Here is a 15,442-nt window from a genome sequence, read left to right as displayed (position 1 = left end):
CCCGCGCCGGCCTCTTGACCTTCCGTCCGCACGGCGTCACCTCATCGCCATGATGGCGGACGACTCGAAGAGCGGAAGAGCCCCCGCGCGGCAGGGCGAGGACGTCCCGGCGGAGACGGGCGAGAATGGCGGCGAACTGCGCGAGATCGAGCATCTCGTCGCCGATGCGCCGGCTTCCGTGCGCGCTGGCGCGGAGGTCATCCGCGACTTTTGGAAGACATTGCCCAACAGCCCCGGCGTCTATCGCATGATCGACGCCTCGGGCGACGTGCTCTATGTCGGCAAGGCGCGCAGCCTCAAGAAGCGCGTCGCCAACTACATGCGCGGCATCGGCCACGGCGGGCATCGCACCATGCGGATGATCGCCGAGACGGCGGCCATGGAATTCGTCACCACGCAGACGGAGACCGAGGCGTTACTGCTCGAGGCCAATCTCATCAAGCAGTTGCGGCCGCGCTACAATGTGCTGTTACGCGACGACAAGTCCTTCCCCTACATTCTCATCACCGGCGACCATGAGGCGCCGCAACTCGTCAAGCACCGTGGCGCCCGCACGCGCAAGGGCAATTACTACGGCCCCTTCGCCAATGCGGGCGCCGTGACGCGCACCGTCAACGCCCTGCAGCGCGCCTTCCTTCTGCGCACCTGCACCGACAGCTATTACGAGAACCGCACGCGCCCGTGCCTGCTGTTCCAGATCAAGCGCTGCGCCGCGCCCTGCACCGGGGAAATCTCGCTCGCGGATTACGGCCATCTCGTCGAGGAGGCGCGCGGATTCCTCTCCGGCCGCTCCAGCGCGGTGAAGCAGATGCTGGCAGGCGAGATGCAGGCGGCTTCCGAGGCGCTCGAATTCGAGAGAGCGGCGCGCTACCGCGACCGTCTCGCGGCGCTGTCGGCCGTGCAGACGAGCCAGGACATCAACCCGCAGGGCGTGGAAGAGGCGGACGTCTTCGCGCTCGATGAACAGGCCGGGCAGTTCTGCGTGCAGGTCTTCTTCTTCCGCAATCACCAGAACTGGGGCAACCGCGCCTATTTTCCGAAGGCCGACAAGAGCTTGCCGCCGGAAGAGGTGCTGACCTCCTTCATTGCCCAGTTCTACGACGACAAGCCGTGCCCGCGGCTCGTACTCGTCTCGCACGAGCCGGCCGAGCGCGATCTGCTCGTGGAAGCCCTGTCGGCCCGCGCCGGCCAGCGCGTCGAGATCGCGGCGCCGAAACGCGGCGAGAAGCGCGACCTTGTGGCGCACGCGGCGCAGAACGCGCGCGAGGCCCTGGGCCGGCGTCTGGCCGACACGAGTTCGCAGCGCAAGTTGCTTGCCGCGGTGGGCGAGGCGCTCGGCCTCGCCGAGGCGCCGCGGCGCATCGAGGTCTACGACAATTCGCACATCTCCGGCACCAATGCCGTCGGCGCCATGATCGTCGCGGGTGCGGACGGGTTCATGAAGAGCCACTACCGCACCTTCAACATCCGCTCGCAGGACCTCACGCCCGGCGACGACTACGGCATGATGCGCGAGGTGATGCAGCGACGCTTCACGCGGTTGCTGAAGGAAGCGCCGCGGGCGAGGCTGGAGGAGGCGCGCGACATGTCGCAGGCGGATATGGCGTCCGATCCCTCCCGCTCGGCGGAGAAACGAGGTGCCGATGGCCTTCCGGACCTCCCGCCGGAAACGGACGGGGACGGGGACGGAGCCTTTCCCGCCTGGCCGGACCTCGTGCTCATCGACGGCGGCAAGGGCCAGATCGAGGCCGCGCGCCAGGTGCTCGCCGAACTCGGCATCACGGACGTGCCGCTCGTCGGTGTCGCCAAGGGAGCGGATCGCGATGCCGGTCGCGAGACCTTCGTCATCCCCGGACGCGAGCCCTTCCGTCTGCCGCCGCGCGATCCGGCCCTCTATTTCATCCAGCGTCTGCGCGATGAGGCGCACCGCTTCGCCATTGGCACGCACCGGGCCAGGCGCAGGCGCGACATCGGCCGCAATCCGCTCGACGAGATCGCCGGCGTCGGCCCGGCGCGCAAGCGGGCGCTGCTGCACCACTTCGGCACGGCGAAGGCGGTCTCGCGCGCCTCGCTCGACGACCTGCAGCGCGTGCCCGGGATCAATGCCGCCACAGCGCGACTCGTCTATGATTTCTTCCACGAGACGGATGGGCGATAGACTGCCCGAGGTTGACGCACCGCAACAGAAAAGGTTTGCTCGCGCCCGATGAGTGAGACTGCCACCACGCGCCGGAATGGCGCGCTGAGCCTGCCGAATCTCCTGACCTATGGTCGCATCGCGGCCGTGCCGGCGGTGGTCGTCTGCCTCTTCTGGCCGGAGGACCTGTGGACGCGCTGGATCGCGCTTGGCCTCTATATCGCAGCGGCGGTGACGGATTATCTCGACGGCTGGCTGGCGCGCGCCTGGTCGCAGCAATCGGCGCTTGGGCGCATGCTCGACCCCATCGCCGACAAGCTCCTCGTGGCGGCGTGCCTCCTCATGCTCGCCTCGGACGGGACCATCCGCGGTTGGAGCATGTGGGCGGCCATCATCATCCTGTGCCGCGAGATCCTCGTTTCGGGTCTGCGCGAATTCCTGGCGGAACTGCGCGTCAGCGTTCCGGTGACGCGTGTCGCCAAGTGGAAGACGACGTTCCAGCTCCTTTCCATCGGCTTTCTCGTGGCCGGTCCGGCCGGGGAGCGTGTATTGCCCGGCACGATCGTGATCGGCATCGTGCTCCTGTGGCTCGCCGCGGTGCTGACGCTCTACACCGGGTGGGACTATATGAAGGCCGGGATCAAGCATCTCCTCGAGGAGGACGCGCGGCGGTCATGAAAATCGTCTATTTCGCGTGGGTGCGCGAGCGGATCGGCAAGACCGAGGAAACCGTGACGCCACCGGACGAGGTGCGCACGGTCGCCGAACTCGCCGGCTGGCTCAGGGGCAGGGGCGAGGAATATGCCCATGCCTTCGCCGAGCCGGATATCGTGCGCGCGGCCATCGACCGGCGCCACGTCAGGCCCGATGCGCCCATCGCGGGAGCGGGCGAGATCGCCTTCTTCCCGCCCATGACAGGCGGCTGACACCATGGCCGATATCCGCGTCCAGTCGGCCGATTTCGATGTCGCGGCGGAAGTGGCGGCGCTGCAGGCCGGCGGGGATGCGGGTGCCCGGGAGCCCGGCCCTCATGACATTGGTGCCATCGTCACCTTCATCGGCGTGTGCCGGAACGACGGCGGGCGGCTCGCCGCGCTCGAGCTTGAGCATTATCCCGGCATGGCGGAGGAGGAGATCGCGCGCGTGGCCGCGGAGGCGGAGCGGCGCTGGCCGCTGAAGGGCCTTTGCGTCATCCACCGCTACGGCCTCATCCGCCCCGGCGAGAACATCGTGCTCGTCGTCACCGCCTCGGATCATCGGCAGGCGGCCTTCGAGGCGGCGTCGTTCCTGATGGATTACCTGAAGACCCGCGCGCCGTTCTGGAAGAAGGAGCATCTCGCCGACGGCACCAGCGGCGGCTGGGTGGCGCCGCGGCAGGAGGACCACGAGGCGACAACACGCTGGGAGTGAGGGAACAGCGTATCCCGGCGCGTCACGCCCGCGCCTGCTGCGGGCATCCACGCCTTCAACAGGCAAGCGCCGCGTTCAGAAGTAGATGGCGGGACACGCCCGGCCATGGCGCTGGATATCGTTCATCGCAAAAGGCGGGCGGGCGCCGGGAGGCACCCGCCGCCATACCTCACGCCGCCCGGGCCTTCGGCTGCACCTCGGCCATGTAGTCATCGAGCAGGGCCTTGGTGATGGCGCCGGGCACGAAGGTGTAGGGGCCAATCTCGGCGACCGGCGTCACCTCGGCGGCGGTGCCGGTGATGAAACACTCCGAGAAGCCCTCGAGCTCGCCCGGCAGGATGGCGCGCTCGACGACCTCGAAGCCGCGGCGCTTGGCGAGGTCGATGACCGTGCGGCGGGTGATGCCGTCGAGGAAGCAGTCCGGTGTCGGCGTGTGCAGCGCACCGTCCTTCACGAAGAAGACGTTGGCGCCCGTGCACTCGGCGACCTGGCCGCGCCAGTCGAGCATCAGGGCGTCGGCATAGCCCTTGCGCTCGGCCTTGTGCTTGGAGATCGTGCAGATCATGTAGAGGCCGGCAGCCTTGGACTTGCACGGGATCGTCGCCGGATCCGGGCGGCGGAACTCGGCCATGTCGAGCCGGATGCCCTTGAGGCGCTGGGCCGGGTCGAAATAGCTCGGCCATTCCCAGGTGGCGATGGCGAGGTGGATCTTATTGTGCTGGGCCGAGACGCCCATCATCTCCGAGCCGCGCCAGGCGACCGGGCGCACATAAGCGTCGACCTGACCGTTCTTCTCCAGCACCAGGCGCTTGGCGGCGTCGATCTCCTCGACCGAGAACGGGATCTCGAAATCGAGGTATTCCGCCGACTTCTTCAGGCGCTGCGAGTGCTCGGTAGACTTGAAAATAGCGCCGCCATAGGCGCGCTCGCCCTCGAACACGCAGGAGGCATAGTGCAGGCCGTGGGAGAGTACGTGCAGCGTCGCGTCCTGCCAGGGGACGAGCTTGCCATCGAACCAGATGACACCTTCACGCTGATCGAACGGAATGACTGACATTGGGAGATTCTCCTCACGACCTCGTCCGCCTTCGGTGCCGGAGGGTCAGAATGCTACCCAAAACAGCCCGGCAAAGTTCATTCGTTTCGCGGATCGCGCTTGACGAGTAACAATCGGCTTGAGATATGTCAATAAGGCTGACGTAACGGAGTGACGCATTGTCTGGAGCCCTTGCCGAGGCGCCGCCCGCGGCTGCGATCGACTCCGTCGAGACGCAATCTTGTTTCGACGTGATCGAGCTTCTCTTCTTCGCCTATCGCGACTTCGTCAGCGATCCCGACCGCATCCTGACGGACTACGGCTTCGGCCGGGCCCATCACCGGGTACTGCATTTCGTCAACCGCCAGCCGGGTCTCACCATCGCCGAGCTGCTCGACATCCTGCGCATCACCAAGCAGAGCCTCAACCGCGTGCTCAAGGAGCTGGTCGAAAAGGGCTTCGTCGAGCAGCGCACCGGCGTGCAGGACCGGCGCCAGCGCCTCCTGTTCCCCACCGTCAAGGGCCGCGACCTGGCGCTCGCGCTCTCCCGGTTGCAGGGCGAGCGCATTCGCCGGGCGATCGAGCGCTGTGGCGAGGACGACAGGCAGGCGGCGCTACGCTTTCTTTTCGCCATGATCGACGAAAACGATCGCGACCACGTGGCGCGCCTCGTGTACGGTGCGGGCCAACGGAAGGGGCAGTGACGGGCGGGAGCCGCCTGTCGGGGATTGACGGATGCGAAGGGCGATCTCGCTGGCGGACGATGCACCGCACATTCTCGTGGTTGATGACGACAGGCGCCTGCGCGATCTCCTCACACGGTTCCTCAGCGAGAACGGCTACCGCGTGACGCCGGCCGCCAATGCGGCCGAGGCCGAGTCACGGCTCGGCCACATGGTCTTCGACCTGATGGTGCTCGACATCATGATGCCCGGCGAGAACGGCTTCGACTTCGCCAGACGCCTGCGGCTGCTGTCGGGCATGCCGATCCTGATGCTGACGGCGCGGGCGGATGCCGGCGACCGGGTGAGGGGGCTCGAGATCGGTGCGGACGACTATCTGTCGAAGCCCTTCGAACCGCGTGAACTCCTGCTGCGCGTCGGCAACATCCTCAAGCGGGCGGGCAACGGCGAGGGCGCCCAGGCGCCGGCCGATGCCATCCGCTTCGGCGAGTTCACCTTCCGCCTCGACCGGGGCGAACTGCGCCGCGGCGACGAGATCATCCGCATCACGGACCGGGAGCGGGAGATCCTGAGCATCCTTGGCTCGCGCCCGGGCCAGCAGGTGCCGCGCGAGGCGCTCGCCGGGCTCGGGGCCGGTGCCAGCGAGCGCACGGTGGATGTGCAGATCAACCGGCTGCGCCGCAAGATCGAGCGTGACCCGGCCAACCCGGTGCATCTGCAGACCGTCCGCGGCATAGGCTACCGGTTGCTCGTGGACGAATGACGTGACCTCATGAGCCTGATCAGTGCGATGGGTCGACCGTCGGCCTTCTTCCACCGGGCCTTGCGCTGGGTTGGTTCGATGATGCCCAAGGGCCTCTATGCCCGCTCGCTTATCATCATCATCGCACCGGTCGTTATCCTGCAGTCCGTCGTTGCCTATGTCTTCATGGAGCGGCACTGGCAACTCGTCACCCGGCGGCTGTCGTCCGCCGTATCAGGCGACGTCGCGGCGCTCATCCACGTCTACGAGAGCTATCCGCAGGATGCCGAGGCGACGATCCTTACGCGCATCGCGGCGCAGGATCTCGGGCTCGACGTAGACATCCTGCCGGGCGAGGAATTGCCGCCGCCGGGGCCGAAGCCCTTCTTCTCCATCCTCGACAGCGTGCTCTCCGACGAGATCCGCAAGCAGGTGGCGCGCCCGTTCTGGATCGACACCGTGGGGCGCTCCAACCTCATCGAGATCCGCATCAAGCTCGACAAGGCGGTGATGCGCATCATCGCGCGGCGCAGCCTCGCCTATGCGTCGAACTCCCACATCTTCCTCGTGTGGATGGTGACGGCATCGCTGGTGCTGCTCGCCGTCGCCATCCTCTTTCTGCGCAACCAGATCAAGCCGATCCTGCGCCTTGCCGACGCTTCCGAAGCCTTCGGCAAGGGGCGCGAGGTCGAGTTCCACCCGCGCGGCGCGCGCGAGGTGCGCCGGGCCGGCCAGGCCTTCCTCGAGATGAAGCAGCGCGTCGAGCGGGCCATCGACCAGCGCACGACCATGCTGAACGGTGTCAGCCACGACCTGCGCACAATCCTGACGCGGTTCAAGCTGTCGCTCGCCATGCTGGAGGACACACCGGACGTCGAGGCCCTGCGCAAGGACGTCGACGAGATGACACGCATGCTCGAGGCCTATCTCGCCTTCGCGCGCGGCGATGCCGGCGAGCAGCCGGCACCGACCGACATGCGGGACCTGCTCGAGGACCTGCAGGCTGATCTCGAGCGGCAGGGCCATGCGACGAGCGTGACCGTGGCCGATGACCTCGTCGTCACCGTGCGGCCGGACGCTTTCCGGCGCCTCCTCGTCAACCTGGTGGCCAATGCGGCGCGACATGGCAAGACGATCGCCATCAATGCCCTGCGCGACCTGCGCTGGCTCATCATCACGGTGGACGACGACGGCCCCGGCGTGCCGAAGGAGCTGCGCGAGGAGGTGTTCAAGCCCTTCGTGCGTCTCGACGAGGCGCGCAACGTCGACGACGGCGGCACCGGCCTCGGCCTTGCCATCGCCCGCGACATCGCCCGCTCCCATGGCGGCGACGTGACGCTGATGGACAGCCCGCTCGGCGGCCTCCGGGCGATGGTGCGCATACCCGTCTAGCAGGCCTCAGTACAGCCGCCCGCCATTCGGCACGGGGCGGTCGGGGCCGATGAGCATGACGTTGCCGGCCGCGTCGGGCACGCCGAGCGTCAGTACCTCGGACATGAAGGGGCCGATCTGGCGCGGGGCGAAGTTGACGACCGCCAGCACCTGCCGGCCGACGAGATCCTCGGGCGCGTGGTTCTGGGTGATCTGGGCCGACGACTTCCTGCGGCCGATGTCACCGCCGAAATCGATCACGAGCTTGAATGCCGGCTTGCGGGCCTCCGGGAAGGGGGCGACCTCGACGATGGTGCCGACGCGGATGTCGATCTTGAGGAAATCGTCGAAGGTGATGCGTTCGCTTGCGAGGTCCGTCGTCGACATGGGCAGGAATTCTCCATCGGTTGCGGGCGTCGCCGCATGTGCCGCCGGCGACGCTCCAATGCAAGATCATCGCGCAACGCATCCCAACGTCGGCGTGGAGAAACGACCGATGATGACAGAAGATGCCGCATCCGGGCCCGCCGCAGCAGATTCTGCGGCGGGCCCGAATGATGGGGGTCAGATGGCCGGGGCGAAGGATTCGTTGTCGTCGCCGTCGATGTCGCGGCGGCTGCGCGCCCGCTCGCGCCAATAGCGGCGATTGCGGGCGCGGCCCTCGCAGAAGACGCGTGCGGCGGCCCGGAACGGGGCGGCAAGACGGTAGGCATCCTCGGCGCAGCGCAGCATGCGCTCCCCGCGCGTCAACTCCCGGTCGAGCCGGGCCATGGTCGCGGCGAGCGCCGGATCGTCGTCGTCGTACCAGGTGTCGAGCACGCGGGCGTAGACGAGGACGGCGCCCTGCAGGCGCAACCGCCCCATGGCGCCTTCCGTGTCGATGCCAGCGGCCTCCAGCATGAAGCGCTGGGAATTGAGTGCCAGCCGCGCCAGCTCCGGCAGGGCCGTCAGTTCGCGCCGGAGACTGCGGGACAGGCGCTTGAGGGCGGCCCGGTAGGGCGTCAGCGCATCGAGCCGGCGCATCATGACGTCGAAGACGCGCTCGCGGGCCGGCTGGTCTGCCATGCTGTCGGGCGCCTCGGGCGCCGGCATGGCTTCGAGCACCGCCTTGTCGATGCGGCGGCTGAACTCGGCGAGGACAGCGCCCTTGGAGCCGAAGGCGCCGCGGAACTCGGCCAGCGTCACGCCCGCCTCGGCAGCAATGTCGGAGAGGCGTATCGCGTCCCAGTCCCTCTCGGCGGCGAGGCGCATGAGGGCCTCGACGATGTCACCGCGGATGTCGCGCGCCTTTTCGGTGCCCTTGGCTGCCATGTCGTCCTCCTCGATGCACGGTCTGTCTTCAAGATAGGCATTGCCGCCGGCATCGGAAGGGGAATCGTGCCGGCAGGGCGCGATTGCGCGCCCCGACAGCCCGTCGACGCTGCCGGCGAATGGCGGCCGGCAGCTCTGTCAGCCCGACAGTTCGCCGGCGCGTTTCCTGGCTGCCGCGACGGCCTTCGTCAGCAGCGGCTGCAGCCCGTCCTTCGCCATCAGCACGTCGAGGGCGGCGGCCGTGGTGCCGCCGGGGGAGGTGACGTTCTGGCGCAGCTTGGCGGGGGTGAGCTCCGTCTGGCGCAGCATCTCGCCGGCGCCGACCACCGTGGCGCGGGCGAGCCGGGCGGCGAGGTCCGGCGGCAAGCCGGCGGCGGCGCCCGCTTCGGCAAGGCATTCGGTAAGGTGGAAGACATAAGCTGGGCCCGAGCCGGATACCGCCGTGACCGCATCGATCAGGCTCTCGTCGTCGAGCCATTCGACGGTGCCGACGCCCTTCAGCAGGCTGTCGGCAATGAGGCGCCGCTCGCGGCTGGTCTCGCGGCCGGTGACGGCTGCGGTGACGCCGCGGCGTACGGCCGCCGGCAGGTTCGGCATGGCGCGCACGATGGCGCCGGCGGCGGGCAGGCGTGCGCGCAGGTTGGCGATGGTCTTGCCGGCGAGAATCGAGACGACGAGCGTCCCGGCGCCGGCGAGTCGTGCAATCGTGTCGGCGCTCGCATCGAGCGACTGTGGCTTGATGGCGAGTACGAGGGCGGCCGGCGGCGCGATTTCGGCGAGTGGCGGGTTGAGCCGGAGGCCCTTCTCGCGCGCCAGCGCCGTCAGTTCCTGCGCGGGGTGTGGGTCGAGAATGGTCACGGCCTCCGGCGCCAGGCCATTGGCGAGCCAGCCGTCGAGCATGGCGCCGCCCATCTTGCCGGCGCCGACGAGAACGAGGGTTTCGGGAAATACGAGAGACATCGGGCCCTATCCGAAGAAGATCGACCTGCGCCAAAGGCACAGCCCATGCCCGCCGTTGTAGGCCGCGCGGGCACAACTTGCCACCGCGACCTGTCGGGCTGCGGCGTCAGGCCTCGCCTTCGGTCTCGAACAGGACGCTCTCCAGCGCCTCGCGGGCGCTCTTGCCGGCCCAGAGCACGAACTGGAAGGCCTGGTAGTGCCGCTCGCATGCTTCGAGGGCGGTCCGCAGCATGCTCTCGCACTGGCTGCGCGTCGGTTCAGCGCCGCCACTCAGGAGCAGGGCATGACGGAACATGACGACGTCCTGCGCGCTCCACAGGTCGAAATGCCCGACCCAGAGCTGCTCGTTGATGAGCGCGACGAGTTGCAGCAACTCCGCCTTCCGCCGCTCGGGCACCTTGAGGTCGAAAGCGCAGGCGACATGCACCGCCTCGACGTCCTCGATCCAGGTGAAGGCGATGTGGTATTCCGCCCACACGCCCGCTACCGAAATCGACATCTCGTCGTCTTCGGCCCGGTCGAAAGTCCAGTCGTTGATATTGGCAAGCCGCTCGACGACATCGAGCGGGTGTTCACTGCGTTCGTAATCAAACTCGACGTGGGTCATTGCCGATACCTCGGCTCGCTCGGACGGTTCGGGCAACCGGCCATGACCCCGGCTGCCGTGAAGCAACGCAGTACACGGGCGACGCGACCACGCCGTTGCCGCTATATTTCGAAGAGATATCGCGCCAACGACGTATTCGTTACAGGCATTGATCCAAATAGACCGGAGGCCTGCGACGAATCACCTTTCTCTTCGACTATAGCGCGCCGGAGTCCCGACGCACAGAACACCTTTGAACGCTCGGAGATTCGGGCACGGGCTACAACCGGGGCAACCGGCCTGTCCACAAGCGATGAAGCCTCCCGATGGCGGCCGCAAGCGGGCTTCGTCGGATCGCGCGCCATGGCCGCCGGGTGCACACTGGCACCCCGGTATGCTGGTCCCGGATATTCGCTCCGATCCCTCGTGCGGGAGTCCTGCTGCCGTCGGCGTGCGCGATACGCCAAGAACACAAGGCAGCGCCCGGCGGCAGCGGGCGCCCGATCCGACCAACGACCGCTTTCGCTTGACAAGGCCACGCCCCTTGCCTACCTATGTAAATGTGATTTACATTCACAGCCGATCGACACTCACCGATGGAGCCCAGTCATGCCGATCGCGGCGAAGCTCGACGAGATGGGACGGGGGGCATGGATTGCGCTCACGATCCTCGGCTTTCTCGTCTGGTGGCCTCTCGGCCTGTTTGTCCTGATTTATGCAATGTGGAGCGGACGCATGATGTGCGGAAGAGGCAGTGACCGCTGGGAGCATAAGATGTCGCGCCTGCAGGAGAAGATGGATCGTCTGCGCGCCCGTATGGAAGGCCATGGCGGCTGGACGGGCGGCACCAGCGGTAACCGCGCCTTCGACGAATACCGCGAGGAAACGCTGCGCCGGCTCGAGGAGGAGCAGCGCGAGTTCAAGACCTTCCTCGACAAGCTGCGCTTTGCCAAGGACAAGGCCGAGTTCGACCAGTTCATGGCCGAGCGTCGCCAGCGCCCGCAGCCCGAGGCGCCCGCGGCGTAACGCCGCCTACCTTGCCGAAAGGCCAGCTGCCTTGCGGACGCCCGCCTCATCAGGCGGGCGTTTTCATTTGCCGTTGCCGACCAGCCTTGCCCTCAATGCCGCGCGCCTCGGAAACCCGGCGTTAACCGTGTCGGGGGACTAACTGTGACAACGGCAAGTTGCCCGTTGCGCGGGAAGCGGGGGCCAGGGGCGCCCTCATTTCGACAGATTCGGAAGCGAGTGAGCATCTGCGTGACGCTTCCGGAATTTCGACAGCCTGCCGTTTGCCGTTGACGACGGCGAATGCCGCGGCGCATGCGGCGCGCGAGAGTGCAAAGGACAAGCGAATGGACCCCGCCGAAGTGACGCAAGGTGCCCTGCAGGCTGTGAACGAGGTATCCCTCTGGGGGCTGTTCTGGCAGGCGCATTTCGTCGTCAAGCTCGTGATGCTGGGCCTTCTCGGTGCCTCCATCTGGTCCTGGGCGATCATCGTCGACAAGACGCTGCTGTTCATGCGCACCAAGCGGCAGATGGACCGTTTCGAAGAGGTCTTCTGGTCCGGCCAGTCGCTCGAGGATCTCTATCGCTCGCTCGCGAACCGTCCGGTCTCGGGGATGGGTGCCCTGTTCGTCGCCGCCATGCGCGAGTGGAAGCGCTCATTCGAGGGCAGCGGCCGGGCGGTCGCGAGCCTTGCCCAGCGCATCGACAAGGTGCTCGATGTGTCGATCCAGCGCGAAGTGGAACGGCTTGAATCGAAGCTGCTCGTGCTCGCCACTATCGGCTCGGCCTCGCCCTTCATCGGCCTGTTCGGTACGGTCTGGGGCATCATGACCTCCTTCCGCTCCATTGCCGCCTCGAAGAATACGAGCCTCGCGGTCGTCGCGCCGGGCATCGCCGAGGCGCTCTTCGCCACGGCCATCGGCCTCTTCGCTGCCATTCCCGCCGTCATCGCCTACAACCGGCTTCAGGCCGAGGCGGCGAAGGCGCAGGGGCGCCTGGAGGGCTTCGCCGACGAGTTCTCCGCCATCCTGTCGCGCCAGATCGACGAGCGCGCGGCTGCCTGACGGGCGAGGAACGAGAGGGAACTGCCATGGCCATGTCCATCGGAGCAGGAGCGGGCGGAGGCGGCCGCGGCCGGCGTCGGCGCCGACGCCACGGCGCCATGTCCGAGATCAACATGACGCCGTTCATCGACGTCATGCTCGTGCTGCTCATCATCTTCATGGTCGCGGCGCCGCTCCTCACGGTTGGCGTGCCGCTCGACCTGCCCGAGACGGCCGCCAAGCCGATCAACGTCGAGCAGAAGCCGCTGATGCTGTCGATCGACGACAAGGGACGCGTCTTTCTGATGGAGACGCCGCTCGAGGACGGCGAGATCGTCCCCAAGCTGATGGCGGTGGCCAAGGCCGGGGCCGAGGAACGCATCTATATCCGCGGCGCCCGCCAGGTCGACTACGGCCGCGTCGCCCAGGTCATGGCGCTCGTCACCGCTGCCGGCTTCAAGCGCGTTGCGCTGGTGACGGAGCCGGAGCAGCACAGCTGAGGGCGGGACCGTGGCGCTGCGCTTCTTTCGCCAGCAACCGGGTTTGATCGTTTCGGGCGTCGGCCATGCCGCCGTGCTCGTGGCGGGGCTCGTCGCCTTTTCGACGGCGACGCCCTTCGCCGACCAGCAGGAGGCGATTGCCGTAGACGTGATCAGCGAGAGCGATCTGCGCGAACTGACACGTGGCACGCCGACCGAAAAGCAGGTCGCCGAGAACCCGCGGCCGGTGGTCGACAAGCAGTCGGAGAAGGTCGAGGAGCAGCCGAAGCCAGGCGAGGCGCCGCGTGACGTGCCGGCGCCGCCGTCGCGACCGCAGACAGCCGAGACCGAGCAGCCCGAGACGCCGAAGCCGCCGCCTCCGCCGCCGCCCCCTCCACCCCAGCAGGTCACGCCGCCGAAGCCACAGCCGGCGCCCACTGCCGAGACCGCCGAGAAGCAGGCCGAAGAAAAGCCCGAACCCGCCCGGACGGAGCCCGCGCCGCAGCCGCCGAAGCGGCCCGAGATCGCGGACAAGCCGCCCGAGCGCCAGCCGGAACCCAGGAAGCCCGAGCCCAAGCCCGAGCCGAAGCGCGAGGACCTCGCCAAGCTCATCGAGAACACGAAGCCGCAGGAGAGGCCGGCGCCCGCGCGGTCACAGGAGCCGGACCGCAAGTTCAGCCCGAACGACATCCGCAAGCTGCTCGAGAGCAAGGACAAGCCGCAGAACGCCGCAGCGACCGGGCAGGAGGTGAACCGCACCGCCTCGCTCGGCACACGCACCGGGAATGCCGCCAGGCTGTCGCCCGCCGACGCCGATATTCTCGGCGGGATCGTGCGCGAGCAGTTGGCCCAGTGCTGGTCGCCGCCACCGGGTGCCAATCCCGCGGTCAAGCCGATCGTGCGCATGAGCCTCAATCCGGACGGCTCGCTGAGGGCAACGCCGACGCTGGCGAACGCATCCGGCGAGGCCGCATTCCGCTCGGTAGCGGACAGCGCGCTCAGGGCCGTGCGGCGCTGTGCGCCCTTCCGCATTCCCGAGCGCTTCCAGCCCTTCTATGCCGACTGGCAGGAGTGGAATGTCATCCTCGACCCGAGTGAATTCCTGGGCTGACATGGTTTCGCCGTCAGCCTCATCCATAACCAACGCCCCACGAACGTCATGTCTCTCCCGGCAAGAGCCAAGAAAAGCCCGATGATGAAGACCCTGATGGCGCGCCTCGCGCTGCCGCTGATCGCGGCGATGACCCTGGTGCCGGCGGTGCTGACGCCAGCGCGCGCGGAAATCACCATCACGCTCGACCGTGCGAACTTTCAGCCGCTGCCGATCGCCGTCACCAATTTCGGCGGTGACGTCGAATTCGGCGCGCGCATCGCCGAGGTCATCACCGCCAACCTGCGCCGCTGCGGCTATTTCGTGCCGATCGATGCGCAGGCCTTCGTCGAGCCGTCGCCGGCCTTCGACGCCGCGCCCCAGTTCAGTGCCTGGCAGGCGATCAACGCCCAGGCACTGGTGACGGGGAGGGTGACGCGCGAGGGGGGCGGGCGGCTCAAGGCCGAGTTCCGCCTGTGGGATGTCTTCGCCGGCCAGCAACTCACCGGCCAGCAGTATTTCACCGATCCAAACAACTGGCGGCGCATCGCGCATATCATCTCGGACGCCATCTTCACGCGGATCACCGGCCTCAAGGGCTTCTTCGACACGCGCGTCGTCTTCGTCGACGAATCCGGGCCGAAGGAGGCGCGGCGCAAGCGCCTCGCCATCATGGACCAGGACGGCGCCAACCTGCGCTATCTCACGCGTGGCGAGGACCTCGTCGTCACGCCGCGCTTCTCGCCGGTGGCGCAGGAGATCACCTTCATGTCGCAGCGCACGGGCGAGCAGCCGCACGTGCAGTTGCTCAATCTCGACACCGGCCAGCGCGAGATCGTCGGTAACTTTCCCGACATGACGTCGAGCCCGCGCTTCTCGCCGGACGGCCAGCGCATCGTCATGAGTCTGCAGCAGGGCGGCAATGCCAACATCTACATCATGGACCTGCGCTCGCGCACGACGACCCGCATAACCTCGACCAACGCCATCGACACCTCGCCGTCCTTCTCGCCCGACGGCGCGCGCATCGCCTTCGAATCCGACCGTGGCGGGCGGCAGCAGATCTACGTGATGAACGTCGACGGCTCCGACGTGCAGCGCGTTTCCTTCGGCGAGGGCTCCTACGCCCAACCAGTCTGGTCGCCGCGTGGCGACTACATCGCCTTCACGCGACAGAAGGGCGGCACCTTTTCCATCGGCATCATGCGGCCGGATGGTACGGGCGAGCGCATCCTGACCGAAGGCTTCCACAACGAGGGGCCGAGCTGGGCGCCGAACGGCCAGTATCTCATGTTCTGGCGCGATCCTGGCGGGCAGGGCGGCGGCAAGCTCTACATGGTGGACGTGACCGGCCGCGTGGAGGTGCCGGTGCCGACACCGTCCTTCGGCTCCGATCCCGCTTGGTCGCCGCTTCTGACGGACGTGCGCTGACGGCGACGTTTACCGGCGGTTAACCCCAAAGCGAGCTTTACGGCACCTGTCGCTTTCGGGTCCCTGTCGTCAACCTCTCGTCAAGGTTGACGGCTCATTGATCAGGCTTCGTTCCGCGTCTGTCCGGTGGTCGCCGACAGCCGGAGGTGCGTCAAGGA

Annotated in this window: 17 protein-coding genes; 12 read left to right on the top strand and 5 right to left on the bottom strand. The window is 67.5% G+C overall.

Translation table 11 applies throughout. The annotated features are described in order from the left end of the window. Window positions 1-52: 52 nt before the first annotated feature. From uvrC to ASC46_RS02165, 4 genes are read left to right on the top strand one after another with little or no spacing between them, the layout of a single operon-like run. Window positions 53-2,158, top strand: a complete 2,106-nt coding sequence (uvrC, locus tag ASC46_RS02180) for an excinuclease ABC subunit UvrC (RefSeq protein WP_055457642.1) — start codon at window positions 53-55, stop codon at window positions 2,156-2,158. A gap of 48 nt (window positions 2,159-2,206) precedes the next feature. After that, entirely contained in the window at window positions 2,207-2,815 is a 609-nt protein-coding gene (gene pgsA / locus ASC46_RS02175) for a CDP-diacylglycerol--glycerol-3-phosphate 3-phosphatidyltransferase (protein WP_055457641.1), read from the top strand. Then, window positions 2,812-3,063, top strand: coding sequence for a molybdopterin converting factor subunit 1 (moaD, locus tag ASC46_RS02170; protein ID WP_055457640.1), 252 nt, complete (start codon window positions 2,812-2,814; stop codon window positions 3,061-3,063). Before pgsA ends, moaD begins: the two co-directional genes overlap by 4 nt. Window positions 3,064-3,067: 4 nt before the next feature. Further along, complete coding sequence (locus ASC46_RS02165; RefSeq protein WP_055457639.1) at window positions 3,068-3,547, top strand: molybdenum cofactor biosynthesis protein MoaE; 480 nt, start codon at window positions 3,068-3,070, stop codon at window positions 3,545-3,547. A 169-nt stretch (window positions 3,548-3,716) separates the two neighbouring features. On the opposite strand, the gene ASC46_RS02160 is transcribed toward ASC46_RS02165, so the two are convergent. After that, window positions 3,717-4,604: a branched-chain amino acid aminotransferase gene (locus ASC46_RS02160; protein WP_055457638.1), complete on the bottom strand. Its 888-nt coding sequence runs from the start codon at window positions 4,602-4,604 to the stop codon at window positions 3,717-3,719. Window positions 4,605-4,762: 158 nt separating this feature from the next. On the opposite strand from ASC46_RS02160, the gene ASC46_RS02155 reads away from it, so the two are divergent. The 3 genes from ASC46_RS02155 to ASC46_RS02145 are packed head-to-tail and all read left to right on the top strand — an operon-like array spanning window position 4,763 to window position 7,400. Beyond that, the gene (locus ASC46_RS02155; RefSeq protein ID WP_055457637.1) at window positions 4,763-5,287 is read left to right on the top strand and encodes a MarR family winged helix-turn-helix transcriptional regulator; all 525 of its coding nucleotides are present in this window, start codon (window positions 4,763-4,765) and stop codon (window positions 5,285-5,287) included. A 31-nt stretch (window positions 5,288-5,318) separates the two neighbouring features. Continuing rightward, entirely contained in the window at window positions 5,319-6,029 is a 711-nt protein-coding gene (locus ASC46_RS02150) for a response regulator (protein ID WP_055457636.1), read from the top strand. Window positions 6,030-6,056: 27 nt separating this feature from the next. Further along, window positions 6,057-7,400 (top strand): ATP-binding protein, encoded by a 1,344-nt coding sequence (locus ASC46_RS02145; RefSeq protein WP_245280452.1) that lies wholly within the window; start codon window positions 6,057-6,059, stop codon window positions 7,398-7,400. A gap of 6 nt (window positions 7,401-7,406) precedes the next feature. Here the strand turns inward: ASC46_RS02145 and ASC46_RS02140 are convergent, their stop codons facing one another. The 4 genes from ASC46_RS02140 to ASC46_RS02125 form a co-directional block, all read right to left on the bottom strand. After that, on the bottom strand, window positions 7,407-7,766 hold the full coding sequence (locus tag ASC46_RS02140; RefSeq protein ID WP_055457634.1) for a tRNA-binding protein: 360 nt from the start codon (window positions 7,764-7,766) through the stop codon (window positions 7,407-7,409). 177 nt (window positions 7,767-7,943) lie between these two features. Beyond that, window positions 7,944-8,690 carry a TetR family transcriptional regulator gene (locus tag ASC46_RS02135; protein WP_055457633.1) on the bottom strand — a complete coding sequence of 249 codons (747 nt, stop codon included), beginning with the start codon at window positions 8,688-8,690 and terminating at the stop codon, window positions 7,944-7,946. 138 nt (window positions 8,691-8,828) lie between these two features. After that, the gene (gene proC / locus ASC46_RS02130; protein WP_055457632.1) at window positions 8,829-9,650 is read right to left on the bottom strand and encodes a pyrroline-5-carboxylate reductase; all 822 of its coding nucleotides are present in this window, start codon (window positions 9,648-9,650) and stop codon (window positions 8,829-8,831) included. Window positions 9,651-9,756: 106 nt separating this feature from the next. Then, a complete protein-coding gene (locus tag ASC46_RS02125) occupies window positions 9,757-10,257 on the bottom strand; it encodes a type III secretion system chaperone family protein (RefSeq protein ID WP_055457631.1) in 501 nt (166 codons plus the stop codon). Window positions 10,258-10,845: 588 nt separating this feature from the next. On the opposite strand from ASC46_RS02125, the gene ASC46_RS02120 reads away from it, so the two are divergent. The 5 genes from ASC46_RS02120 (at window position 10,846) to tolB (ending at window position 15,284) form a co-directional block, all read left to right on the top strand. Beyond that, entirely contained in the window at window positions 10,846-11,262 is a 417-nt protein-coding gene (locus ASC46_RS02120) for a DUF2852 domain-containing protein (protein WP_055457630.1), read from the top strand. 326 nt (window positions 11,263-11,588) lie between these two features. Further along, window positions 11,589-12,305, top strand: coding sequence for a protein TolQ (tolQ, locus tag ASC46_RS02115; protein ID WP_055457629.1), 717 nt, complete (start codon window positions 11,589-11,591; stop codon window positions 12,303-12,305). Between the two features lie 26 nt (window positions 12,306-12,331). Then, on the top strand, window positions 12,332-12,784 hold the full coding sequence (locus tag ASC46_RS02110; protein WP_055457628.1) for an ExbD/TolR family protein: 453 nt from the start codon (window positions 12,332-12,334) through the stop codon (window positions 12,782-12,784). A gap of 10 nt (window positions 12,785-12,794) precedes the next feature. Beyond that, window positions 12,795-13,874 (top strand): hypothetical protein, encoded by a 1,080-nt coding sequence (locus ASC46_RS02105; RefSeq protein WP_055457627.1) that lies wholly within the window; start codon window positions 12,795-12,797, stop codon window positions 13,872-13,874. 81 nt (window positions 13,875-13,955) lie between these two features. Continuing rightward, entirely contained in the window at window positions 13,956-15,284 is a 1,329-nt protein-coding gene (gene tolB / locus ASC46_RS02100; protein WP_055457626.1) for a Tol-Pal system beta propeller repeat protein TolB, read from the top strand. The last annotated feature ends 158 nt before the right edge of the window (window positions 15,285-15,442 follow it).

Origin of the sequence: Chelatococcus sambhunathii, assembly GCF_001418005.1 — a bacterium.
Classification (GTDB): Bacteria; Pseudomonadota; Alphaproteobacteria; order Rhizobiales; family Beijerinckiaceae; genus Chelatococcus_A; species Chelatococcus_A sambhunathii.
This window is presented reverse-complemented; position numbering and strand designations above follow the sequence as displayed.